Annotated in this window: 22 protein-coding genes, 1 tRNA gene and 2 pseudogenes; 12 read left to right on the forward strand and 13 right to left on the reverse strand. The window is 30.1% G+C overall.

The window, feature by feature from the left end:
• Positions 1 to 20 precede the first annotated feature (20 nt).
• A complete protein-coding gene (locus K8354_RS09140) occupies positions 21 to 695 on the reverse strand; it encodes a DUF2461 domain-containing protein (RefSeq protein WP_223447480.1) in 675 nt (224 codons plus the stop codon).
• A 56-nt stretch (positions 696 to 751) separates the two neighbouring features.
• Here K8354_RS09140 and K8354_RS09145 point away from each other — a divergent pair, with 56 nt between their 5' ends.
• A complete protein-coding gene (locus K8354_RS09145) occupies positions 752 to 1,567 on the forward strand; it encodes a DUF1853 family protein (RefSeq protein WP_223447482.1) in 816 nt (271 codons plus the stop codon).
• A 171-nt stretch (positions 1,568 to 1,738) separates the two neighbouring features.
• Here K8354_RS09145 and K8354_RS09150 read toward each other — a convergent pair whose 3' ends face one another.
• The 4 genes from K8354_RS09150 to K8354_RS09165 are packed head-to-tail and all read right to left on the reverse strand — an operon-like array spanning position 1,739 to position 6,055.
• Entirely contained in the window at positions 1,739 to 2,851 is a 1,113-nt protein-coding gene (locus K8354_RS09150) for an efflux RND transporter periplasmic adaptor subunit (protein ID WP_223447484.1), read from the reverse strand.
• Between the two features lie 29 nt (positions 2,852 to 2,880).
• Positions 2,881 to 4,125, reverse strand: coding sequence for an ABC transporter permease (locus K8354_RS09155; RefSeq protein WP_223447486.1), 1,245 nt, complete (start codon positions 4,123 to 4,125; stop codon positions 2,881 to 2,883).
• Positions 4,126 to 4,127: 2 nt separating this feature from the next.
• Entirely contained in the window at positions 4,128 to 5,360 is a 1,233-nt protein-coding gene (locus K8354_RS09160; RefSeq protein ID WP_223447488.1) for an ABC transporter permease, read from the reverse strand.
• Between the two features lie 2 nt (positions 5,361 to 5,362).
• Positions 5,363 to 6,055, reverse strand: a complete 693-nt coding sequence (locus K8354_RS09165; protein WP_223447490.1) for an ABC transporter ATP-binding protein — start codon at positions 6,053 to 6,055, stop codon at positions 5,363 to 5,365.
• A 177-nt stretch (positions 6,056 to 6,232) separates the two neighbouring features.
• Between K8354_RS09165 and K8354_RS09170 the strand changes: the two genes are divergently transcribed.
• From K8354_RS09170 to K8354_RS09180, 3 genes are all read left to right on the forward strand, one after another.
• Positions 6,233 to 6,649: a thiol-disulfide oxidoreductase DCC family protein gene (locus tag K8354_RS09170; RefSeq protein WP_223447492.1), complete on the forward strand. Its 417-nt coding sequence runs from the start codon at positions 6,233 to 6,235 to the stop codon at positions 6,647 to 6,649.
• 37 nt (positions 6,650 to 6,686) lie between these two features.
• The gene (locus K8354_RS09175; protein ID WP_223447494.1) at positions 6,687 to 7,343 is read left to right on the forward strand and encodes an HAD family hydrolase; all 657 of its coding nucleotides are present in this window, start codon (positions 6,687 to 6,689) and stop codon (positions 7,341 to 7,343) included.
• 314 nt (positions 7,344 to 7,657) lie between these two features.
• A tRNA-Gly gene (locus K8354_RS09180) sits at positions 7,658 to 7,730 on the forward strand.
• 361 nt (positions 7,731 to 8,091) lie between these two features.
• Here the strand turns inward: K8354_RS09180 and K8354_RS09185 are convergent.
• Positions 8,092 to 8,745 (reverse strand): rhomboid family intramembrane serine protease, encoded by a 654-nt coding sequence (locus K8354_RS09185; RefSeq protein ID WP_223447653.1) that lies wholly within the window; start codon positions 8,743 to 8,745, stop codon positions 8,092 to 8,094.
• A gap of 83 nt (positions 8,746 to 8,828) precedes the next feature.
• Here K8354_RS09185 and K8354_RS09190 point away from each other — a divergent pair, with 83 nt between their 5' ends.
• Positions 8,829 to 9,749: a lysophospholipid acyltransferase family protein gene (locus K8354_RS09190; protein ID WP_223447496.1), complete on the forward strand. Its 921-nt coding sequence runs from the start codon at positions 8,829 to 8,831 to the stop codon at positions 9,747 to 9,749.
• On the opposite strand, the gene K8354_RS09195 is transcribed toward K8354_RS09190, so the two are convergent.
• The 3 genes from K8354_RS09195 to glmM all read right to left on the reverse strand — a co-directional run bounded on the left by K8354_RS09195 (position 9,727) and on the right by glmM (position 12,842).
• Complete coding sequence (locus tag K8354_RS09195; RefSeq protein ID WP_223447498.1) at positions 9,727 to 11,196, reverse strand: aminotransferase class V-fold PLP-dependent enzyme; 1,470 nt, start codon at positions 11,194 to 11,196, stop codon at positions 9,727 to 9,729. The genes K8354_RS09190 and K8354_RS09195 overlap by 23 nt on opposite strands.
• Positions 11,196 to 11,360, reverse strand: a complete 165-nt coding sequence (locus K8354_RS09200; protein ID WP_223447500.1) for a hypothetical protein — start codon at positions 11,358 to 11,360, stop codon at positions 11,196 to 11,198. Before K8354_RS09200 ends, K8354_RS09195 begins: the two co-directional genes overlap by 1 nt.
• Before the next feature lie 90 nt (positions 11,361 to 11,450).
• The gene (gene glmM / locus K8354_RS09205; protein WP_223447502.1) at positions 11,451 to 12,842 is read right to left on the reverse strand and encodes a phosphoglucosamine mutase; all 1,392 of its coding nucleotides are present in this window, start codon (positions 12,840 to 12,842) and stop codon (positions 11,451 to 11,453) included.
• 565 nt (positions 12,843 to 13,407) lie between these two features.
• Between glmM and K8354_RS09210 the strand changes: the two genes are divergently transcribed.
• The 5 genes from K8354_RS09210 to K8354_RS09230 all read left to right on the forward strand — a co-directional run bounded on the left by K8354_RS09210 (position 13,408) and on the right by K8354_RS09230 (position 19,049).
• Positions 13,408 to 14,214 (forward strand): DUF6090 family protein, encoded by an 807-nt coding sequence (locus tag K8354_RS09210; RefSeq protein WP_223447505.1) that lies wholly within the window; start codon positions 13,408 to 13,410, stop codon positions 14,212 to 14,214.
• Positions 14,215 to 14,244: 30 nt separating this feature from the next.
• Positions 14,245 to 16,056 carry a potassium channel family protein gene (locus tag K8354_RS09215; RefSeq protein ID WP_223447507.1) on the forward strand — a complete coding sequence of 604 codons (1,812 nt, stop codon included), beginning with the start codon at positions 14,245 to 14,247 and terminating at the stop codon, positions 16,054 to 16,056.
• A gap of 16 nt (positions 16,057 to 16,072) precedes the next feature.
• Positions 16,073 to 16,642: a peptidylprolyl isomerase gene (locus K8354_RS09220; RefSeq protein WP_223447509.1), complete on the forward strand. Its 570-nt coding sequence runs from the start codon at positions 16,073 to 16,075 to the stop codon at positions 16,640 to 16,642.
• Positions 16,643 to 16,829: 187 nt separating this feature from the next.
• Positions 16,830 to 17,249: a cupin domain-containing protein gene (locus tag K8354_RS09225; RefSeq protein ID WP_223447511.1), complete on the forward strand. Its 420-nt coding sequence runs from the start codon at positions 16,830 to 16,832 to the stop codon at positions 17,247 to 17,249.
• A 147-nt stretch (positions 17,250 to 17,396) separates the two neighbouring features.
• The gene (locus tag K8354_RS09230) at positions 17,397 to 19,049 is read left to right on the forward strand and encodes a hypothetical protein (protein ID WP_223447513.1); all 1,653 of its coding nucleotides are present in this window, start codon (positions 17,397 to 17,399) and stop codon (positions 19,047 to 19,049) included.
• A 478-nt stretch (positions 19,050 to 19,527) separates the two neighbouring features.
• Here the strand turns inward: K8354_RS09230 and K8354_RS09235 are convergent.
• From K8354_RS09235 to tnpA, 4 genes and pseudogenes are all read right to left on the reverse strand, one after another.
• A pseudogene (locus tag K8354_RS09235) lies at positions 19,528 to 20,108 on the reverse strand (transposase family protein); the annotation flags it as partial.
• Complete coding sequence (locus tag K8354_RS18900; protein ID WP_437440122.1) at positions 20,101 to 20,355, reverse strand: hypothetical protein; 255 nt, start codon at positions 20,353 to 20,355, stop codon at positions 20,101 to 20,103. The gene K8354_RS18900 and the pseudogene K8354_RS09235, both read right to left, overlap by 8 nt.
• Positions 20,356 to 20,509: 154 nt before the next feature.
• A complete protein-coding gene (locus K8354_RS09240; protein WP_223447515.1) occupies positions 20,510 to 22,183 on the reverse strand; it encodes a carboxypeptidase-like regulatory domain-containing protein in 1,674 nt (557 codons plus the stop codon).
• A complete protein-coding gene (tnpA, locus tag K8354_RS09245) occupies positions 22,146 to 22,589 on the reverse strand; it encodes an IS200/IS605 family transposase (RefSeq protein WP_223447517.1) in 444 nt (147 codons plus the stop codon). Before tnpA ends, K8354_RS09240 begins: the two co-directional genes overlap by 38 nt.
• A gap of 226 nt (positions 22,590 to 22,815) precedes the next feature.
• Between tnpA and K8354_RS09250 the strand changes: the two genes are divergently transcribed.
• Positions 22,816 to 23,067: a restriction endonuclease subunit S domain-containing protein gene (locus K8354_RS09250; RefSeq protein ID WP_223447519.1), complete on the forward strand. Its 252-nt coding sequence runs from the start codon at positions 22,816 to 22,818 to the stop codon at positions 23,065 to 23,067.
• A 105-nt stretch (positions 23,068 to 23,172) separates the two neighbouring features.
• Positions 23,173 to 23,360: pseudogene (locus tag K8354_RS09260) on the forward strand (ATPase); the annotation flags it as partial.
• Positions 23,361 to 23,487 lie beyond the last annotated feature (127 nt).

Below are 23,487 nucleotides of genomic sequence, written 5' to 3' on the forward strand. Positions count from 1 at the left end.
TTAGAAACTATGAACTAGTTCTAAATCAAAGACTCTCCATTTAAATTGGTTGTCAGAATGTCGCTAAACAAGTTAAAAAATGGGCGCAAGGCTCTGAAGCTTTTATCAACTTCTACTGTAAAATTTTCGGATAAAACTTGTTCATCCGTAAAACTCTTACTCGCTATAAATCCTTTTTTGCGCAATAAATCTACATCCGGATGTTCTTTATCAAAACCGCGTGGTGCAGTTTTTAATTCGCTAAAACTTTCAAATTGATTTCCAAAATGCTTTTGAAATTCTTTGGCTTCTAAAATTGCTCGAATTTCTGATGCGTCTTGTTCTATTTCTTTTCTAATTCTGAACAAATCTTCTTTACTGGGCTCCCAAAACCCACCTGCTAAAAAAGATTCTCCTGGCCGTATCCTTAAAAAATAACCGCCTCTTAAGGAAGCTCCTAATCTTGAATAAGAGTTTGCAAAATGGGCTTTATAAGGAGTTTTATCGGTAGAAAAACGAACATCTCTATAAATGCGCATCATTTTAGATTTCTCTATTTCATCATGCATTTGCATGTTTTTATGAATTTCAGAAAAGATGTTTTTTGCATTCTTTTGAGCTTTTAAATAAACTTCTTTATGATCTGCAAACCAATCTCTATCATTGTTTTTTTGTAAATCTTTTAGAAATGTAAAAGTTGATTTTTCGAATTGCATTTTAGTGAATTTTAAAAGTTCAATTTACAAAATAGATTTGTAACTTCGAATTTGACATGCATCAAAAAACAAAAGAAATTCAGAAAAGGTACGAAGGCTTTTTACAAACGCCAAGTTTGTGGAAAAACAAGGCTGTTTATAAATTAAATCAATTTAAACTCAACCCAAGGGCCTCAAAAATAAATACTGAGATTGATGAAAAATTAAGACTCGGAAAGTATATCGAACGTTTTGTTTCTTATCAACTAAAGCAAGAAACCGATCTGGAAATTTTATCAGAAAATATACAAATTCAACAAGAAAAAAGAACTTTAGGAGAATTAGATTGCATTCTTTTAAAGGATAAACAACCGATTCATTTAGAAATTATTTACAAGTTTTATGTATATGACAATTCCGTTGGGGAAACGGAAATAGAACATTGTATTGGTCCTAATAGAAAAGATTCGTTAGTAGAGAAATTAACAAAATTGAAACAAAAACAGTTACCATTGCTCTACTCTGCCGAATGCAATACTTATTTAAAATCTATTGCTTTAAATAATGCAGATATAATTCAACAGGTTTATTTCAAAGCACAATTATTCGTTAAGATTTCTAATACAAACAAAAAACTAAAGATGCTAAATAATGATTGTATTGTTGGTTTTTACAGCAATCAAAAAGAATTAGAACAATTTTCTGATTGTAAATTTCACATTCCGAATAAGAAAGATTGGTTACAAATTCCTCATAAAAATGTAGATTGGTTACTTTTTAATCCCTTTAAAATAGCCACAAAAATATATTTGGAAAGACATTTTTCGCCGCTTTGTTGGATAAAAAAACCAAATGGTGCGTTAGAAAAATTCTTTTTAGTATGGTGGGAGTAAGTTTGTAATTATCTCAACAGCATCGACTTTAAAAGATCTCATGTGAAACAAAAAATTAATATCTATTGATGTTTTAAAAAAAATGATTTTTTGTTTTACGAAACTTTAGCACAAAAAAAAAGGAACTTAAAAAAATTAAGTTCCCTTTTTATATTTATGAATTTCTAATCATTAATTGGTTTTCTCATCATCAGATTTGGAAGCTTTGTTCCATACCTTAATTTTTTCATCAATCGTAACTCCTTCTAAAACCTCAACATTTACACCATCAGAAGTGCCTAATTTTAGGGTTTTCTTTTCAAACGTTCCGTCTTCTTTTTGAATCTCAACATATGGCTCTTCAGTTTTATTATCAAACCTTAATAATGCTTCTTTAATAGATAAAACGCTATCTTTTTTCTCTAAAACAATGTCTGCATTGGCACTATAACCGGCTCTAATAAAATATTTATCGTCTAGAGAAACATCTGCTTTAATTTTAAACTGAACAGCGCCTGCTTCTACTGTTCCCTTTGGAGCAATAAAATTTAATTTTGCTGGAAATTTAGCTCCTTCTATAGCTCCAATAGAAACTTCTATATCGCTTCCTTTAATGAGCTTGCCTACTTCAGATTCGTCTACTTTTCCTTCAAAAATCATTTTACTCATATCTGCAATAGATGCAATGGTAGTTCCCGCATTAAAATTATTCGATTGAATAACCTGATCCCCTTCTTTTACCGGTATCTCTAAAATAGTACCAGACATTTGCGCTATAATATTTGTATTCGCAGAACCTCCTGACCCAGCAGAACCTCTTTTGATAATTAAATAATCATTTTGAGCATTTTTTAAATCTTGCAAAGCAGAATTGTAAGTTAGTTCTACTGCTTCATAATCTGCTCTAGAAATTACTCCTTTATCAAATAATCCCTTATTCCTATTGTAAGAAATTTCTGCATTTTTTAAACGGATTTTAATGTTATCTACCCTACCCTTTGCACTAATTAAAGATTGTTCGTTAGGCACCACTCTTACCGTTGCAATTAAGTCTCCTTTTTTCACTTTTGAACCCTCTAACAACAATATTTTATCAATAATACCTGTAATTTGTGGTTTAATTTCTATTTCTTCTAAAGGAGTTACGGTTCCGGTAGCCACCGTTTTTTTCACAATTGTTGTTCTAAAAGGCGTCTCCGTTTCGTAGGTTACAATACTTGTCTTGTTCTTTTTACCGAACCAAATTAAGGCAGCAATAAACAATGCAACGATAATGCCTAAAATAATTTTTGATCTTGTACTCATGATTTTGTTAATTGATTAATTGATTGATTTTATTCTTCTCTTAATGCTTCTATTGGTCTTACTACTGTTGCCATGTGTGCAGGTATTAAACCAATCAATGTTCCCAACACGATTAAAGTGGCAAATGCGATTATTATAATAGGAATATTAACTGTTGGGTTTATCAATGCTGCATCTTCTCCTTGGCCAAAAGCAGTATCAATTATAAACAAAACAAAGCTTCCAAAAATAATTCCTAACATACCTGCTATGGTTGTTAAAAAAACGGATTCTAATATAATTTGCTGACGGATACTTTTTGGTGTTGCTCCTAATGCTCTTCTAATTCCGATTTCTTGAGTACGCTCTTTTACTGTTATTAAAAGGATGTTACCAATTGCAAAAACTCCAGCAATTAGGGTTGCAATGCCCACAAACCACGTTAAAAACTGCATTCCTGTTAAAAACCCCGTTACTTTGGCAATCTCTTTTCCAAGATTAACACTTCCAAAAGCTCTTTCATCTTCTGGGTGTACTTTATGCAATCCTTTTAAGGTTAACAAGATATCTTTTTCCATTTGTTCGATATTTGTACCCTCATTTGCCGTAATCATCATCCAATCTACCTTATTGGCGGTATTGTATACTTTTTTATAGGTAGAAAATGGAATGTAAGCACAGTCTCCGTCAAAGTCAATTGTATTAGAGGGTTTGTACACACCAATTACTTTATAACTAATACTGTTTATTTTTAGGTATTGCCCTATGGGCTGTTCGTTGATTTCAAACAATTGTTTGTACATATCTTCTGAAATCACCGTAACTTTTGCCGTTGATAAAATATCATTTTCATTCAAAAAGCGTCCATACAATAATTGTTTTTTTTGAATTTGATCTAATATAGGATAATCTCCACTTACTTGAAAATTGCCTGATTTAAAATCTTTTATAATTAAGTTATTTGTTTGATTCCTAGGCGCTAATAGTTTTATTTCATTAGAATATTCAGATTTTAAAACCTCTAGATCATTCATAGTTAAAGAAAATCTTCTACCCTCTTGAAATCCTTTAAAAGGTGTATCGGTAGATTGTGTCCAAACAAAAACACTATTGGTTGCAAAATTTCCAAAAAGTTTATTGAATCCATTTTCCATTCCTCTAGCTGCTCCTAAAAGTACTACTAAAAGAAAAATTCCCCATAAAACCCCTATAATCGTAATGGAGGTTCTCATTTTGTTTTTACGAATGCTTCCGTAAATTTCTTGCCAAGTATCTGAATCGAATAAAAACTTCATAATTAATCTGCTCTTAATGCTACAATAGGTTTAATGTTTGCAGCTCTTTTAGCGGGCACATATCCTGCAATTAACCCAGAAAGTATCAACACGATAGTTGCTCCGACCACAATCCCTGTGCTTACACTTGGATCTTTAATAAAATAATCTTTTTCTAAACTATCCCCAATTAAAGATAAAATATAAGTACCTAAAGAAAGACCCAGATAGCCTGCAATTGTGGTAATCAATACTGACTCCTGAACGACCATTCCTACAATAGAGGATGGTTTTGCGCCTAAAGCTTTTCTAATTCCGAATTCTTTTGTTCTCTCTTTGATGACAAATATCATAATATTGCTAATTCCAATAATCCCTGCAATCAACGTTCCTGAGCCCACTAGAATTACAATAGCATATAAAATTCCCATAAATTGGCCAACACCTTTGTTGGCTTCTGCCATATTCCTGACAGAAAGCGCACTTTGATCATCAGGATGAATATTCAATTTTTTACGCAAATCGCGCTCCATTTGATTTCCGAAAGCCACAGCAGCATCTAAACTTAAATTCGGGTTATAACCAAATGCCATTTGGCTTATATAATCGTTATTACCATAAATTGTTTGCGCTGTACTTAGAGGTATAAATGCTTTTCTTTCTTCATTATCACCTCCTTCATCAGAGAAAATACCTATAATAAGATAAGAACTACCGCTTACATTTAATCGTTTTCCTAAAGCTGGTCTTTCTCCAAATAAATCTTTTTTAATTAAACGACCAATTACAATTACTTTCGATTTTTCTTTGATATCTCTTTCATTTACATATCTACCCTCATTGATAATCGTTTTTTCTATAAATTGATGATCAGGATTTATAGCCATTACATTATAATTACCCGCCTCACTTTTATATTTTAAGGTAAAGTTTTTATAAATTCTTGCTGATTTGTACTCAATTTTGCTAGCATATTCATCCGTTACAAAATTATAATCATCATTTTTAAGCTGCACTGTTCGTCCTGTTTGCAACCCTTTATAAGGTTTTGAAGTTTTCCAAACCCTTACAAACATCGAGTTTTGAGCATCATCGGAAAAAGCACTTTTAAACGTATTGCTCAAACCACTTACGATGCCAAATAATAAGGTGAAAAGTAAAATAGCAAAAGCTACTGTAAAACCAGACATTACGGAACGTAATCTGTTTTTATTAATACTTTGAAAAATTTCTCTCCAACGATCTAAATCAAACATAATTATACAGCTTTTGATGCCTTGGTTAATTCATCACTTATAATTTGACCATCTTTTAAACGAACAATTCTCTTAGTTTGTTCTGCTACATCCTCTTCATGCGTAATCACAAAAACAGTCATTCCTTCATTATTAATATCCTTTAATAACTCCATTACTGAATCTGATGTTACAGAATCTAATGCACCTGTAGGCTCATCTGCTAAAACAACTTTTGGTTTTGTTACAAGAGCTCTTGCAATGGCAACTCTTTGCTTTTGACCTCCAGAAAGTTCATTTGGCAAATGATTTGCCCATTCTTTTAAACCTACTTTATCTAAATAATCTAAAGCTTCTACCAAACGCTCTTTTCTACTCATCCCTTTATAATACAAAGGTAATGCTACGTTTTCTAAAGCAGTTTTGTATGAAATTAAATTAAAGGATTGAAAGACAAAACCTAAAAATTTATTACGTAACAAGGCTGCCTTTTTTTCATTCATGTCTTTTATGAGCTGACCATTTAAATAATAATCGCCTTCATCATGAACGTCTAGCAACCCAACAATATTTAGTAATGTGGATTTACCTGAACCGGAAGACCCCATGATAGATACGAATTCACCCTCTTTTATATGCAAATTAATACCTTTTAGAACGTGTAAAGAGTCCTTTCCTATCGGATAAGATTTATGTAGATTTTCTATTTTAATCATCAGTTAGTTATTTTAATATAAAAGTATCGAATGCTTTTAGTTACAGATATTAATATTATGTTAAAAACTTTTAACTACCATCAAATACAAGAATAAGACGACCAATTTACAATAATGTTACAGGAATTTTAAAAAAAGTTAAAGTATCTTTGCATCAACAAATATTTAAAGATTTAAATGATTGATATCCCAAATAATAAGAAAATAATTTTATTTGATGGAATTTGTAACTTATGCAACGACGCCGTTTTAAAGATCATTAAATATGATAAAAAACAAGTCTTTCTATTCACGGCTTTACAATCTGAAACTGGCAAAAAAATTACTGATTATTTAAAAATTGATACTTCTAAAATTGATTCAATTATTTTATACGAACCAGGAATTTCTTACGATTTAAAATCTACTGCGGCCTTAAAAGTGATGAAAGATTTTGGTGGCTTTTGGTATTTTACTCAAATAACAATGTTTTTCCCTGAAGCTTTTAGAGATCATATCTACGACTATATTGCTAAAAACAGGTACAAATGGTTTGGCAAAAAAGAAAGTTGCATGATTCCTACAGACGAATTAAAAGCAAAATTTTTGAACTAAAATAATGGCTGTGTGCGTAAAAACTAATATCTAATTCATGAAGATCCCAAAAGAAATAAAATGTGTCATTTTTGATATGGATGGCGTAATTATCGATTCAGAAGAAATCCATAAAAAAGCCTATTATGAAACCTTTGATTCTATTGGAGTTGAGGTTTCTGACTCGCTTTATAAAACGCTCACAGGTTCGTCTACAAGAAATGCTTTTCAAAAGTTAATTACTCATTTTCAATTAAAGTTAAATCCTGAAGAACTCGTTGTAGAAAAAAGAAAGCGCTACGTAAACTTCTTTGAAAATGACCCTACATTGCATTTGGTAAAAGGAGTTGAAGCATTGATACAACATTGCTATCAAAAAAATCTTACTCTAATTCTAGCTTCTTCGTCTGCAATGGTTAATATTGACCGTGTTTTTAACCGATTTAAGTTACAAAAATTTTTTACTGCAAAAATTTCAGGTGCCGATTTAACGGCTTCAAAACCACACCCTGAAATTTTTGAAAAAGCGGCTCTTTTAGGAAATACAGCAAAAGAAAACTGTATTATTATTGAAGACTCAGACAACGGAATTAAAGCTGCCAATGATGCTAATATTTTCGTTTTTGGTTACAAAAACCCAATGGCCGCAGATCAAACTTTAAAAAACGCCAATTTTGTAATTAATGATTTTAAAGCGCTTCTAAAAATTATTTAAATTAAACTCAGATTAAGAAATATCTAACAATTCTTTTACTTGCATTTTTATCTTTCTACTCTTTTAGGCAAATTAAAAAGGAAAGGTCTTTTTAATTTTCAATCGCTCTAGGAATGCAAAAAGAATTTGAAAGTTCGGGTAAATTGTTGGTTCCTATCACCTTAAAAAATTAAAAAAATCTTAGGAATACTTTGCAAATCAAGATAGCAGTTGTGTTTTTAATGTCAACCTATAAAACTAAAATAAATACATTTTTTGATCATAAAAACCTTGCAGAAATCAAAAATGCAGTTATATTTGCAGCTCTTTACCACGCGAAAGTAGCTCAGTTGGTAGAGCGTCAGCCTTCCAAGCTGAATGTCGCCAGTTCGAACCTGGTCTTTCGCTCATAAGACCTTATTTATATAAATAAGGTCTTTTTTTTCATGTATATTTTTAATCTTAATGGATCAAGTCAATAAGTTGTGTAATTTGCGCATGAAGCAAAAACATCTCTTTTTAAAAATTAAAGTTCTTAAATTTTAAGCTACTCCACCACTTTTCTATTGAGTCATCATAATCGGTCAATTTTGATTGTTAAGATCTGAAGCTCAAATGCTTTTTAAGCAAAGAATAGAATTCAAGTTTGGCAAATATTTCGAATACCAAATTTAATTCGTCAAAAAACACTTATGTTTTCTGAAGTTATTTTAATTTTCACTTCAAAATAAAGGACAAAATAGAATCAATTTTAAGGATAAGAAATTCTCTATAAGTTTTTCAATTTATCTCCAAAAATTAAGACTAAAATAATCGGAATTGCCAATAAAGAAACAAAAATAGTATCTGTAGAAAATAAAGACGGAATTAAAACTAGCGTTAAAACAAACCCACCGATAGCGCCTCCTAAATGAGCTGCATGCCCTGTATTTCCTAATTGCTTTTTCATTCCGTAAATGGAATACAATAAATAACCTACCCCAAAAATATAGCCTGGAATCGGAATTGCAAAAAACAATAATAATTGCATGTCTGGAAACACTAAAATTGATGCATATACAATTCCAGAAACCGCTCCAGAAGCACCAACTGCACTATAATAAGGTTCATCTTTATGATAATGTAAGGTGTACAAACTACCTGCTAATAAACTTCCGAAATAAATAATTAAAAAAGGAATAATACCTAAATTATTGGCAACAAAACCTCCAAATATATACAAAGCATACATATTAAAACCAAGATGCATCCAATCTACATGTAAAAAACCAGAAGTTAACATTCTAATTTTTTCATCGCCCTTTATTCTGCCAACTTGAAATTTGTATTTATCTAAAAAACTATAATCATCAAAGCCCTTCATAGAGAATAAGACATTGGCAATAATAATTAATATAATGGTAGTATTTGAACCCTCTAGCATGCTACAAAAATAGCAAATCTCTTTGGCTTTATGATCTTCTTTTAAATTTAAATATAGATATTTGTACTTATAAAGATATACGTATGCCTTTTTTAGTTTTTGCACTTACTTATCCTTTTATTTGGGTATTTTCAAGATTACCAATGCGGATTTTATATATAAAATCTGACATATTTTTCTTTCTAATTTATTACGTTTTTCAATATCGCAAAAAAGTAGTTTTAGAAAATTTAAGTTTGGCTTTTCCAGAAAAATCAGAAAGAGAAAGAAAGGAAATTTCTAGAAAATTCTTTAAACACTTTATAGATTTAATAATGGAAAGTATCAAGTATTTTTCTATTAGTGAAAAGGAAATAAAGGCGCGTTATAAATATTTGAATCCAGAAATTGTAGATTTTTATGGAAAGAAAGGACAAAATATTATTATTGTAGGTGCACATCAAGGAAATTGGGAGTGGTCTACGAGTATGCCCTTAGCTTTAGAAACAACGGTTTTAGGTGCATACACCAGAATTGCCAATAAGTATTATGAAAAAGCCATTAAAAAAAGTAGAATGCGCTTTGGTATCGATGGTTACAAAACTTCACAAACTGTGGCCAACATCAAAAAAAACATAGCGAATCATAAACATGCTGCTTATATTTTATTAAGTGATCAATCTCCACAATTAACAAAAACATTTTATTGGAGTACCTTTTTTGGCGTTAAAGTTCCTATTCATACAGGCGCAGAAATGTTGGCTAAAAAATTTGATTGTGTAATGATTAATTATGTGGCAAAAAAAGTAAAACGAGGTTACTATGAAATTGAATTTGAATTAATTACAGAAACCCCGAAAGCTTTTCATGATTATGAATTAACAGAAAAATATTTGACAATTACAGAAAAAAACATCAATCAACAACCAGAAATTTATTTATGGTCTCATAAAAGATTTAAACATAGAAATAAGTTTGAGGAATGGAAAGAAATGAAAATTTCTAAACCGAAAACCAAGAATTAACTAATGTTTTTTCAATAGGTTTAATTGTTTTGTGCACAAAATCATTCTTTATAGAATCGTAGGTATAATCTTTAGACCAATTTTCTATATTTTCTGATAATTCTTTTAAAGAATTACAAATAAAATCTAATTCTTTTGTTGTTATTGTTGGATGCAAAGACAGACGAATCCAACCCGGTTTTTGCGTATTACAACCGTGCAAAATTTCATCTTTTATTTTATGAGATGTTTCTTGATCTACATTTAACAAAAAATGCCCATAGGTTCCGGCGCAAGAACAGCCGCCTCTCGTTTGAATTCCAAAACGATCATTTAATAATTTTACCACCATATTAAAGTGGTATTTTTCAAAATAAAAAGAAAAAATACTTAATCGTTTTTTATGATTTGGAGCTAATATATTTACGCCCTTTAATGACTCTAAAGTTTTAAAGACAACTTCGTTAATTTCATCCTCTCTTTTATTGATATTATAAATTCCCATTTTTTCTTTCAACTGAATAGAAAGTGCAATTTTTATGGTTTGTAAAAAAGCAGGTGTTCCGCCATCTTCTCTAGTTTCTACATCATCAAAATAATCATGTTCTCCCCAAGGATTGGTATAACTTACTGTTCCTCCTCCTGGATTATCTGGAACTGTATTTTTGTATAATTTCTTATTAAAGATTAAAACACCTGCACTCCCTGGACCTCCTAAAAATTTATGCGGAGAAAAGAAAATAGCATCTAAATATTCTTCTTCTATTTCTGGATGCATGTTTATACTTACATAAGGTGCACAACAAGCAAAATCTACAAAGCACAAACCATTATATTGGTGAATTAATTTTGCAACTTTATGATAGGGCGTTTTAATACCCGTTACATTAGAGCAAGAGGTTATGGAAGCTATTTTTATTTTTCGATGCTCGTGCTTCTGAATACATGCTTCAAAATTTTCTAAACAAACCAACCCTTGTTCATTACACGGAACTACTTCCACATCTGCAATGGTTTCTAACCAAGAAGTTTGGTTAGAATGGTGCTCCATATGTGAAATAAAAATAATGGGTTTTAATTCTTCTGGAACATTGGTATAATTCTTTAAACTTTCAGGTACCCTTAAACCTAAAATACGCTGAAACTTATTGATAACTCCAGTCATTCCAGAGCCCGTAGTAATTAATATATCATTAGAATTTGCATTTACATGACGTTTAATAATGTTTCTTGCTTCATGATAAGCAAGCGTCATGGCTGCTCCAGAAGTTGAAGTTTCAGTATGGGTATTTGCCACAAAAGGTCCGAATTCATTACAAATTTTTTCTTCAATAGGTCTGTACAATCTTCCGCTTGCCGTCCAATCACAATACACCAAATTCTGCTCGCCATAAGGAGATGTAAATGTTTGATTAACTCCAATAATATGTTTTCTATATTGAGAAAAAAATTGTTCTAAATTTTCCATTATATTCTAAATTTACTTCCGATTAAAATATTTTTTTGTAAAAACAAAGAATCTTTCGAATCGCTATCTGCTGCATTTGTATTAATTTTAATATCAGATATATTTACAAAACCCTCTTTTACATCAGCTTGCACAAAAAAGTGTTTTAAAAAAGTTATATTCATACCAAATCCAGCAGAAAGTACGTAACCAGAAATATGGAAATCATCATGTCTTTCTTTACCTAATAAGGTTGTATCTCTTTTTGGATATATTTAGGCAATAATGGCTTTTATTTCGTTGATAAATCGTATTGCCAAAGCATCAGCTGCCTTTTGAGATTTAGCTTCCGTATAAATTCTAATAATAGGCTCTGTATTCGATTTTCTAAGGTGAATCCATTCCTCAGCAAAGTCAATTTTTACACCATCAATCGTATTTACATCTTCATTTTTATAGGTTGATGCCATCGTTTCTAAAATCTCATCAACATTAATTTCTGGCGTTAATTGAATTTTATTTTTACTCATAAAGTAACTTGGATACGAATCTCTCAAGGTTTTACAAGACATTTTTTGATGTGCTAAATGCGATAAAAATAATGCCACACCTACCAAAGAATCACGTCCATAATGAGAAGCCGGGTAAATAATACCTCCGTTTCCTTCGCCACCAATAACGGTATTGGTTTCTTTCATTTTAATCACCACATTCACTTCACCTACAGCACTTGCTGTGTACGTTCCGCCATGTTTTTCAGTAACATCCCGTAATGCTCTAGAAGAAGATAAATTAGAAACCGTATTTCCGCCACCTAAACGTCCTAAAACATAATCTGCACAAGCAACCAAAGTATATTCCTCTCCAAACATAGAACCATCTTCAGAAACTAAAGCCAACCTATCTACATCTGGATCTACCACAATTCCTAAAGCTGCTTTTTCTTTTACAACTAGCTCAGAAATGTCTGTTAAGTGTTCTTTTAAAGGTTCTGGATTGTGAGGAAATTGACCATTTGGTGTACAATACAATTCAATACATGCTACATTTAATTCTTTTAACAAAGCAGGAATAAAAATTCCTCCAGTAGAATTTACGCCATCTACAACAACTTTAAAGTTGGCATTTTTGATAGCTTCCACATCCACCAATTCTAGGTTTAAAACTTCGTTAATGTGTTTTTCTAAGTACGAATTATCTTTTGTGTACGTTCCTAAATCATCTACTTCCGCAAATTCAAAATCTTCACTTTCTGCCAAAGCCAAAATTTGTTCACCATCTTCACCGTTTAAAAATTCTCCTTTTTCATTCAATAATTTTAGAGCATTCCATTGTTTTGGATTATGGGAAGCCGTTAAAATAATTCCTCCATCAGCATTTTCTAAAGGCACAGCAACTTCTACAGTTGGTGTGGTTGACAAACCTAAATCTACTACATTGATGCCCAAACCAACCAAAGTGTTGGCTACCAAACTAGAAATCATTTTTCCAGAAATACGAGCATCTCTACCCACAACAACTGTTAATTTTTCTTTATTCGGATTTCTTCTTTTTAAGAATGCTCCATAAGCAGCAGCAAATTTTACAGCATCTATAGGGGTTAAATTGTCTGCAGTTTTACCTCCAATTGTACCTCTAATTCCTGAAATTGATTTTATAAGAGTCATAATTTAAATTTACTCGACAAATATAAATTATTTCAATCATTTTTTTGATGATTTCATTTCTAATAAAGAATTTCTTAAAACGAACTATCCTAGAGGCAGAGCTATAGAGGTATTTCACTCGTTTCATACAGAATCAAGTTGAGCACGAGCTTTGAGCTAAAAAGGTCAAAAACCAAAAATCTATTATTTAAATTCCCGTTACCCAATCTAGTTGAGCATAAATTTCACGGGAATGACAATTTAAACGGAAACCCCGACGCAGAGCATCGAGGAATTCTTTTCGATTAAAGGTAGTATTGCTGACTACCATCTTTTCCATTGCTCCCGTGGCATATAAAATCTTATTTATCAAACCATTAACTGAAGTTTAGCCTATAACTTTCTTCATCTTTAAAATGAACTCCAAAACTAAATATATCCACAATTAAATCTTTTATAATCAATTAAATATTCGAAATAATTAAAAAAACATGGCTATTGACGGACATTCAATATTTCTATTGATAATCCTTTACTAACAAAACGTCCTCATTTTTTATTATCTTTAAAACCTAATTATTTTTAAATGATACATTTATTCCGAAAAATTAGGCTGCAATTGATACGTGACAATAGGATTCATAAATACTTACTCTATGCTTTAGGCGAGATTGTTTTAGTGGTTGTGGGTATTGTTTTAGCACTCCAGTTTAACAACTGGAATCTTGAAAATGAAAATTCTAAAAAAGAAGAATGGTATTTGATTAATGTTGCTGAAGATGTGGAATATCAGAAAGCAGAGTTGGTTGATTTAATTGTAAACTATAAATACAGTATTGCAGTTTCAAAGTCGCTTTTAAAAGATTTTAACCGCTTTAACAGTTTTGCAAAAATTGATAGTTTAAATGAAAAACTGAATGCCCTCACTTTTGCTGACAATTTTCCAAATATCAATAATACGTACCAAGAATTAGTCTCATCTGGCCAACAAACTTTAATAAAAGAAAAAGAGCTGAGTTTAGAATTGATTGATTTTTACCTTTTTTGTGAAGACAATTTTCTGGATGTTAAAAGCAATAATGATAATCTCTATTATAAAGAGGTATATCCTGTGCTGAACAAGTTATCTCAAATTTATGTAACCTTTGAGGATCTTAATGAAGATGAAGAAATCGCTATTAATAATGTTCATTTATTAAATAGTTATTTAACCTCTGAGCTTGAAAAACCAGCAAATATTTTAGCTCTTTTAAATGCTATTAAGACTCAAACCATGATTTTAGTCGAACATCTTGAATTGGCAGAAGAAACCTTAATAGGTGGCAAAGAATTGGTTGCTCAAATTGATGAATATTTGGGATTAACTGCTGATATGGTGAATCACTATGATTAACTTCTAAATTTTTAAACCATGACAATTCCTATGAAAAAGATATCAATCCTATGTACTTTATTATTTGCTATCCATAGTTTTTCTCAAGAAACAAAACTCAAAAAATACTCTCATACTGAGTTTTTTAAAATGATTACTGCCGAAAAAGACTCGATTTTTACATTAGAAAATGCATTTATCACCTTTACAGAAAAGGATATGAGTTTAAATTATTTATATGTTAACGACGAACCTAAGGATTCTATAATTCCTTTAATCATAGCTAAAGAAATTGTATTAAAAAACGTGCATTTTGAGCATCAAAGAAATGATGATGCTATTCAAGGTTTTTACAACATTGTTTTCACTAAAAATGTAAGTATTTACAACACTACTTCTTTGTTATTTTTCAATTGTGTTTTTAAAGGGATTTTAGATATGGACACTAGTGTTTTAGGGAATGATCAAATTAATAACCTTTCTCAAAAACACGAAAATTATGATTCTGATGTTGGATTTTACTATTGCACTTTTCAGGAAGATACCCATATAGATATTGGCTCTATTGAATATTATTCTTCCATTCATTTTCATCTTTTTTTCTCGAAATTTAATGCTATCTCAGAAAGCATAAATGTTGGAATCTACACCAATAGTGTAAAAGACACGTTTATTGACGAAAATATTTTTAATGGAAAAGGATTTCTCATGCTTGGTGTAGACAATTCAACTTTTACAAGTATTTACGGAAACGATTTTGGTAATTTTAGAGTAAATATATCAAAAGAATCCTTTAATGACTCTCAAGTATATTTGGTAGAGAAAAATATTTTTAACGATGCCTTTTTACTTCATATCAATCAATTTAGTATTAACAATGTATATCGCTGGACTCAGTGGAAAGGAAAAGTTCTTTCTTCTGCAGGATATGACAACTACCTGAAGTACTTACTAGCAGAAGGCACCGATCTAGAATACGAGGAACTGTATAAAAGTGACACCGTTTTTGAGAATTACAAAAACAGGGACAAAGTAGCATTGGCTGATTCTTATAAATTTGAAATGCAGCAATTAGGACAGTTTTACGATTTCTACAAATTACAACACGATTCAGATTATGCAAACCAAGTATATATTGAATTTAAAAATTTAGAAACCAAACGCTATGCATATTTGTACAAAAAAGATCCATCATTCAATTCGTTTTTTACCTGGAAGATCAACCAGTTTTTAAAGATATTTTCTGGGTATGGTACAAATCCTTCTTTGTCAATCATCTTCTCTTTATATGTTATATTTCTATTTGCTTTTGTGTACCTGTTATTCCCCAATTCTTGGGATGCACATGGGCGTAAGAGAATCATGAACAGATATGCCTTCTTCTTTACCTATATGAATAAAAAAAGCGGAATTCATGAAGTGTATTTAGACAACCAAAAAGAAGATTTATTAGAATTTGAAGAGTTTAAAACCTTGATAGAACAACAAGGGAAAACAGTTCCTTCATTTTTTACATTCACTGCACTCCCACTCTACAAATGGGCAGTTTCTGGTACAAAGTTTTCTGCAAATGTGTTAAAACGAGTAGATATTATGAAAGGCACTTGGAGCGATTTACCAAAATCTAAAAGAATCTGGAAATCAATCTTATTAATTGGTGCGTTTACCATTGCTGTGTTCTATGATATTTTGATAAAAATGATCAATGCCCTAATGCTTTCCATCAACACATTTACAACTCTTGGTTTTGGTGAAATACCCATAAAAGGTTTGCCAAGATATTTGGCAATAATACAAGGTTTTATTGGTTGGTTTATGTTAACTATTTTCTCTGTATCTTTAATTTCTCAATTATTAAACTAACCGAAAATTATTTCCTATGAAGTACAAAATAGTTTTAGTACTTGTATTTACCCTTATAATAGCAAGTTGTAAGAAAACAATAAATTGCATCATAGAAACAAATGAAGGGAACCTGTTGATTGAATTATATCCAGAAAAAGCCCCAATATCTGTGGCTAACTTTTTAGAATATGTAGATAAAGGTTTATACGAAAACTCTTCTTTTTATCGGGTTACAACTCCTGCAAATGAGGCTGGTAGAACGATAAAAATTGAAGTGATACAAGGTGGTATTTTAGATGAAGAAAAACAATTAGCTCCTATTAAAATTGAAACCACAAAACAAACAGGAATTCTTCATAAAAAAGGAACTCTATCTATGGCGAGAGATGAACCCAACACCGCTACTAACCATTTTTTTATCTGTGTTAATGCACAACCGTCATTAGATTTTGGAGGTAAACGAAATCCTGATGGGCTTGGTTTTGCTGCTTTTGGTAAAGTAATTGAAGGTTCTGAAATTGTAAAGAAGATTCAAAACAGAGAAAACGAAGAGCAACGTTTACTAAAACCTGTCATCATTAAAAATATTAAAAGGGTAGAATAGTAATGAAGTATTTTATTAGAATATACATATACAACTCAATTAAATTAATGATATCAATAATTATAAAAAAAAGGAAAACAAATAATGGACGGATTTAATATTATTATGGTTATTGCAATTATATTATTTGCAAGATTAGGAGTTCGTTTATTATTAGGCTATAAAAAAATAAAAAAAGATGATGAAAATGAATAAAATCCTTTATCAAAAAACAAAGCAAAAAAGGCATTGGATACATAATAAGTATCTTCTTTTTTATGGTCTAATTGGTGTTTTAATTACTGCCTGTAAACCCAATAATAATTTACCAGATCCTTTAGAGGCTGGCTGGAAAGAGGATAAAGTTTGTAAAGTATTAGTTGAAAATGAAAAAGTAAGAACTTTAAAATGTGTGTTTCCTCCAAGAGTTGGCCATGATAAACATTTTCATGCAAAACATTTCGGTTATGCTATTAAAGGAAGTAGATTCAGAATTACAGATGCTACGGGAACTCGTGAAGTTAATGTACCATCTGGGTACAATTTTTATAATGAAAAAATTAAATGGCATAAAGTTTTAAATATTGGCGATAGCACCGCCATATTTTTGATTGTAGAACCAAAATAAGCTACAAATAAAAACTGAAACAATCTTATATCTAGTAAATCAATAACCAATATAAAATCAGTTGTATTGGTATAAAGAGTAAAAAGAGGCATTAAATAATCTTTTAAAAACTATCAATTCAGAATTAGAAAAATAAAAAGACAACACATGAAATATTTATTGATAATTATTAGTTTCCTTTTTTTAACAATCGGTTGTGTTAAAGAAGAAAAAATAGCAGAAAGTACTTTTAAAACTAAAAGCTATTCAGATTTGGTTCGCCTTTTTAAAGAATGGAGAGTTTTTGAAAATCCTCCTTTATCAGAGGGTGCTCCAGATTACACAAAAGCAACTTTTGCAAAGCGCTGGTCAATTTTTAAAGATTTACAAAACGATTTAAAAGCGATAGACACTACAAATTGGCCTGTAAAAAATAAAATAGATTGGATGCTGGTATGGGCAGAAATGAATGGTTATGACTTTAACCATAATATCTTAAAGCCTTGGGAACGTGATCCTGCTTATTACAAAGCTGTTTGGATGTACAAAAGTGATGTTCCTGCACATGAAGGCCCTACAAATCATGGGATTACAGAAGTATGGCAATATACTTTTCCATTATCAAAAGAAGAAAGAACAAAATTTATTAAAGACCTTAATGTTATAAAACCACTAAATGAACAAGCTAAAATAAACTTAACTGGTAATGCTAAAGATCTTTGGATTGCTGGTATTCGTGATATAAAAAACCAAAGTATTGCCTTAAATGCTATTAAAAAAAAAGAAGGAATTGAAACTGATACTGAAATCCTTAAAATCATAAACGAAGCAATTGTATCTACAAACGATTTTGTAAAATGGTTAGAAAATAAAGCTACAACTAAAACTGGCGTTTCAGGAATTGGGAAAGAAAACTATACTTGGTACCTACAAAAGGTGCATTTGGTTCCGTTAACTTGGGATGACGAAGTAATGATTCTAAAACGCGAATTAGCAAGAGCCTGGACTGCTTTAAAATTAGAAGAACATAGCAATAGAAATCTACCAAAACTCATCGCTGCCAATTCTCCTGAAACTTATAATAAAATGGCAGATGAAGCCGCTAAAAGTTTAATTACGTTTTTAGAACAGCAAGATATTGTAACGGTAAAACCTTATTTTGATACTGCTTTAAGAAAACATTTAGGAGAGTTTATCCCTCAAGAAGAACGAAACTTTTTTTCAATAGGAGAGCATTTTGATCCAAGACCTTTATACTCTCATTTTTATCATTGGTTTGAGTTGGCAAGAATGGATAATGAGCCTCATAAAAGCGAAATAAGACGTGAAGCTTTATTATATAATATTTTTGATTCAAGAAATGAAGGAACGGCAACTGCTGTAGAGGAAATGTTTATGCAAGCTGGTTTGTATGATGATAGCCCAAGAACAAAAGAAATTGTTTACATTATGATTGCTCAAAGAGCTGCAAGAGGTTTGGGTTCTTTATACGCGCATGCCAATATAATGACGATGGAAGAAGCTGGAGGAATTCATAGTGCATATACGCCTCGTGGTTGGATGAAAACAGAAAAAGAACTTTTAATTTTTGAACAACATTTATATTTGAGACAACCTGGTTATGGAACAAGTTATATTACCGGCAAATATTTATTAGAAAATGCCTTAGCTGATTTTGCAAGAATTAAAGAACAAGAAGGTACACCATTTAAAATTAAAGATTTCTTTGATACTTTAAATAATATTGGCAATATCCCGATTTCATTGGGCCATTGGGAAATGACAAAAGAAAAAAAACATCTTACACCAATTCTTCATTGAAATGATTAGATTCCGAAGAAAAAAATCTTTTAAATACTTTTAGACAGAAATTATAATTTAATAGCAAATAGATTTTTGGTCGAAGTAAAAAATATTAGGTCAATATTAAATAGTCTCTACATAGCATGGCTTTTTAAAAATTACAATAATTCATAAATATGGTTTATGCAATGCATAATTATTGTAAACCTCAAATCCGCAAAAAGATTAAACGATTAATTATTGAACTTTTTTTATAGTTATTATTCTTTTAAATTTAAATTTTGCCGTGTTTTACTATAGAAAGTAGCAAAATTGAAGCGGTGATTTATCAAAACTAGATTACTATTTAACATGCTATATCTGTTAAATTACATATTTCTAAACAGCTAAAATGCGCTTAAGCTAAATCACTGATTATAATTCACTTAAGTTTGTGAAATAAATGTAGTTATCCCTTTAAAGTCAGTTGATTACATTTTTAAATCAACTTTTTAAATCAAATTTTTAAATCAAAATAGGGTTTATCAGAGAACAATCTAAGCTTATATTGTCTTGCTTCATAAATCCACTGACCTGCTACGGCTATAAATTTAAAAACAAAACGTTTTAATCGAGAGGTGGGCTTTAAATCCTCAAATTTCTCTGACACCATATGTATGAAATACGTATAGAAATTTTTAATCATTGCTGTAATGATGATAAATGTACCGTTCTGATCTAAAAACGAAAAAGGGAAGTGTTTCCATTCAAAATCATTATTCATCACATCAAAGGTAGACACTCCAATTTTCTCACTTTTGCCTCGTTGATTATAATATTCAATCACTTCTTTTTCAGCAGAATCCCAGTCATTTGTTAAGATTTTTCGGTATTTCAGATTTTCTTGTGTAAAAAATCTATTTGTGTTGAGTTTGATTTTTCTCTCATAATTACTAGACGATAATTACGCTCTTGATGAAATTACTTGAATGGTATCGAGGCTACTTCGTATTTTTTATAGTTCAGCTCTATGTCTTGCCAATTTTCAATCTCGTTAATCTGCTCAAATACACTAGTACTTTTATTTGCTCTAAAGAATATCCTTTAGGTGTTTTCTAAAACTTGTGTTTAAATCCTCTATAACATCACCGCCACTCATAAACATGCTGGTTAAACTTTTGAAAATGTCACTATACTGATAACCAACGGTTTTTACACGTTTACCCAAGGTTGAATCAATAAGATTGGCTATCCCAGATGTTTTAAAAGATTCGTTTACAAAAGATATTCCTACAAAAGGATTGATTGTTTTGTTGCTTTTTATTACTTTCGTAAAAATATTCACATTTTTTAAAATGTAGGAATCTTAAAAATACGTGATATTTTTTTAATGTCAAAACAGTAAGGGATATATCTCCCTTACTGGATTTGACTAAGGTTGGTCTAATCTGTCTGCGGATTTAAGGATAAATAAAAATAAAATCTTCAGTTAAATTAAATTAATCTTCAAACTTTAAAGGTGTATTTATCCAAAAATCATTTTTAAAGTCAAATACAGCTAAATTCGCATTCAACAATGGCTTATTCTTATCAATAAAATTTTTATTTTTAGGTAGTTCTTTATTTTTAAATATTTTCTGCACAAACAACTCTCTAAATTGATAAAATTTAAAAGGTGGTGCATCGTTTACAAAAAAATCATTTCTATCTTTTATTCTTTTAAACTCTACTGTAATTCTATTAATAAAATCAGTTTTATTATTAGTTCCATTAAAAAATGAATCCAATCTTTTACTATCAATAGTAATAAATAGAAATGGTGATTTCTTATTAGTAACCATCATTTGTTTTATCTTGACACTAGAAATTTTAAGTCTTTTGTTGTCAAAAAATAAATTTATTTTTCTCTTCCAAGACTTTACAGAACCATAATTAACAGGATTATTAAATTTAAAAACAAGCGTGTTATCTTTTGGTAAAAACCCAACATAATTAAGTTCTGTTTGCTCTGTATTCTTTATTTCTAATAAATTATTGAAAGAAATATAGTCTAAATACATTTTACCATGATAAGGCTTGTATTCTAAATTTATACTATACTTTGGTTTTTTTATAGGATCAAAAAATAAATAGTAATTTAGTTTAAAAATCGCAAAATTATTTTTTGATATATAAATTTTACCATTGCCTTTATGAATTTTAGTAGTTTTAGCCTTTATAGTTCTGAATGAAATTTCATATAGCGTATCATTTTGTACTTTTTGCTTTCCTTCTAATTTAAAATAATGATTTTTAATAAAGTCTTTATAAAATGAATTTATAAAGGATATTGATTGTGATTTATAGTTTCTTATTGGATTTGCTATTTTTAAAATATTAAGCTCATTTCCGCCAAATGATTCGATTCTAATACCTTCACTAAATTTAGCATTAAAATTGTCATAAGGTATAATTAAAGTTGTATCAACTATGTACTTGTTATTTAATTTAAAATCATATAATGCATCTTGATTGTTAACACCTGAAACAGGTTCACTTTTAAAGCCACTATCAAACACCTCAACAACTCCTTCGTTTAAATTCAAGTATTTCACATCTTCTTTTAGCTCTTTTGATATTTTGTAAATATCATTTGTAGGCTGAAGGTAATCTCTATAATGTGCTATATAAGAGTACGGTTTTGTTGGGTGATTATTTAAAATTTCATCAATTGCTCGTTGTACGATTTCTTTTGCTTCAAGGTTCCTTTTCTTACCCTTTTGAGCCTTAAGTATAATGTCATCCAAAACAAAAACAGCGTTTGTTAGATATATTTTGTTTACACCATTTTTGGAAAAATCTGATAAGATAAATTCTATAGTATTATAGCCAATTGCAGAAACTACAAAAATCTCATTAGTTGTCAAAAGCTTAGGGAGTTGAAAAAATCCATTAAAATCAGCATGTGTTCCTCTGTTTTGTTTTTTTAATAAAACTGTTGCATAAGAAATAGGCTCTTTTGTTTCATAATCAAATACTTGGAATGTAAATTGATTATTTTCCTGTGCATGTATAAAACCAACAAAAAAGAAAACCAAAAACTTTATACGGTTTTTCAGTTTTAATGAACTACCCCGAGGCAGAGCCATCGGGGTATCAAAACAATCGGAGTTGATCTGTATGTAACTTTTCATATTCTGATTTACCTTGATTTTGAAGATACTTTTTGATAACTTCTTCATTTGCATACTGACCAACTGTATTGACATAATAACCACTTGTCCAAAATTTCCCTCCCCATAAAAATCTTTTAACTTCTGGATGTAACCTGAAAATCTCCTTTGCTGTAATACTTTGAACAGCACTAATTATCTTTTTAGCTGAATTCAGAGGAACACTCTGAATCAAAAAATGAACATGATTACCATCAATACCAATTTCCAAAAAATGAATCTCATACCTTTCTGATATTTTCAAACAAACTTCTTTAAATGTATTTGAAACTTCTGGACTAAAAACTGTTCGTCTATATTTTACAGGACAAACAAAATGATATAATATCAAGCTTTTATTATGACTTTTATGAATATGTTCGCTCATGGAAAACAAAAGTACATATCTTTACGCTACACCCGAGGCAGAGCCTCGGGGAATTCTTTCGATTAAATATTTACAATGCGGTAATTCTTGCAGAAAAATTATAATTAAAAACTTTGTACTCCCAAATGAAGTAAAAGCATACTATATATGTTTAGACTAATATATAAAATTTAAAGCTTAATAATATTAGTAGTGATTTTAAAAACATTGTTATAATTTCAAAAAAATGAAATCAATCCAACTCCTAATTGAAAACTATCATATTCAACAAAAAACGGATAATCTAATTAAATTCTCTAATATAGAAAAACTTAAAAATCAAATTAGAGAATCAAAAAAATTATTAGATAGCTTAAGAGAAAATATCATAACAACACAAGACGAACTTTTTAAAGCATCTATTGCAGATAAAAAAAACCTTCAATCAATCGTAAATCCTCTGTTATTATTTCACCTGTGCCCCTCATTTCTTTCTTAAAAATAATATTTTTATTATAAGATGTAATTAATTTTTTTGGTGAAGAAACGTCTGTAGTATAAAAACCATCTTTATGAGATATTTCAGAAATACTTCTACTATTGCAATGTAATGGATGAAATCCTTTTATCTCGTTACGATTTATTCCTGAAAAACAAAATCAAAACGCATTTAAGCCAAACCTCAACGAGTAGGAACTAGAAGAAAGATATGGGAATCGTGTGCATTCTCGAATGCGACAGCTCTTTAATTTAATTGCTTTTAACCAAACGAGTAAAGATAAAAGAATGTGAGAAAATGAAGATAGCAAATAATTCAACCCCTCCTAAATTTAATTTTAAAAGCTTATTTGTAGGTACTTTTAGAAGAACTTTAGCTTTAATAAATGGCAGATAATCTAACAGATAATCGCGTTCATAT

The sequence above is a fragment of the Polaribacter litorisediminis genome (assembly GCF_019968605.1).
Lineage (GTDB): Bacteria > Bacteroidota > Bacteroidia > Flavobacteriales > Flavobacteriaceae > Polaribacter > Polaribacter litorisediminis.

Coding starts and splice junctions, on each gene's coding strand:
- K8354_RS09140 (WP_223447480.1), bottom strand. CDS start 695: ATGCAATTCGAAAAATCAACTTTTACATTTCTAAAAGATTTACAAAAA.
- K8354_RS09145 (WP_223447482.1), top strand. CDS start 752: ATGCATCAAAAAACAAAAGAAATTCAGAAAAGGTACGAAGGCTTTTTA.
- K8354_RS09150 (WP_223447484.1), bottom strand. CDS start 2,851: ATGAGTACAAGATCAAAAATTATTTTAGGCATTATCGTTGCATTGTTT.
- K8354_RS09155 (WP_223447486.1), bottom strand. CDS start 4,125: ATGAAGTTTTTATTCGATTCAGATACTTGGCAAGAAATTTACGGAAGC.
- K8354_RS09160 (WP_223447488.1), bottom strand. CDS start 5,360: ATGTTTGATTTAGATCGTTGGAGAGAAATTTTTCAAAGTATTAATAAA.
- K8354_RS09165 (WP_223447490.1), bottom strand. CDS start 6,055: ATGATTAAAATAGAAAATCTACATAAATCTTATCCGATAGGAAAGGAC.
- K8354_RS09170 (WP_223447492.1), top strand. CDS start 6,233: ATGATTGATATCCCAAATAATAAGAAAATAATTTTATTTGATGGAATT.
- K8354_RS09175 (WP_223447494.1), top strand. CDS start 6,687: ATGAAGATCCCAAAAGAAATAAAATGTGTCATTTTTGATATGGATGGC.
- K8354_RS09185 (WP_223447653.1), bottom strand. CDS start 8,745: ATGCTAGAGGGTTCAAATACTACCATTATATTAATTATTATTGCCAAT.
- K8354_RS09190 (WP_223447496.1), top strand. CDS start 8,829: ATGCCTTTTTTAGTTTTTGCACTTACTTATCCTTTTATTTGGGTATTT.
- K8354_RS09195 (WP_223447498.1), bottom strand. CDS start 11,196: ATGGAAAATTTAGAACAATTTTTTTCTCAATATAGAAAACATATTATT.
- K8354_RS09200 (WP_223447500.1), bottom strand. CDS start 11,360: ATGAATATAACTTTTTTAAAACACTTTTTTGTGCAAGCTGATGTAAAA.
- glmM (WP_223447502.1), bottom strand. CDS start 12,842: ATGACTCTTATAAAATCAATTTCAGGAATTAGAGGTACAATTGGAGGT.
- K8354_RS09210 (WP_223447505.1), top strand. CDS start 13,408: ATGATACATTTATTCCGAAAAATTAGGCTGCAATTGATACGTGACAAT.
- K8354_RS09215 (WP_223447507.1), top strand. CDS start 14,245: ATGAAAAAGATATCAATCCTATGTACTTTATTATTTGCTATCCATAGT.
- K8354_RS09220 (WP_223447509.1), top strand. CDS start 16,073: ATGAAGTACAAAATAGTTTTAGTACTTGTATTTACCCTTATAATAGCA.
- K8354_RS09225 (WP_223447511.1), top strand. CDS start 16,830: ATGAATAAAATCCTTTATCAAAAAACAAAGCAAAAAAGGCATTGGATA.
- K8354_RS09230 (WP_223447513.1), top strand. CDS start 17,397: ATGAAATATTTATTGATAATTATTAGTTTCCTTTTTTTAACAATCGGT.
- K8354_RS09240 (WP_223447515.1), bottom strand. CDS start 22,183: ATGAAAAGTTACATACAGATCAACTCCGATTGTTTTGATACCCCGATG.
- tnpA (WP_223447517.1), bottom strand. CDS start 22,589: ATGAGCGAACATATTCATAAAAGTCATAATAAAAGCTTGATATTATAT.
- K8354_RS09250 (WP_223447519.1), top strand. CDS start 22,816: ATGAAATCAATCCAACTCCTAATTGAAAACTATCATATTCAACAAAAA.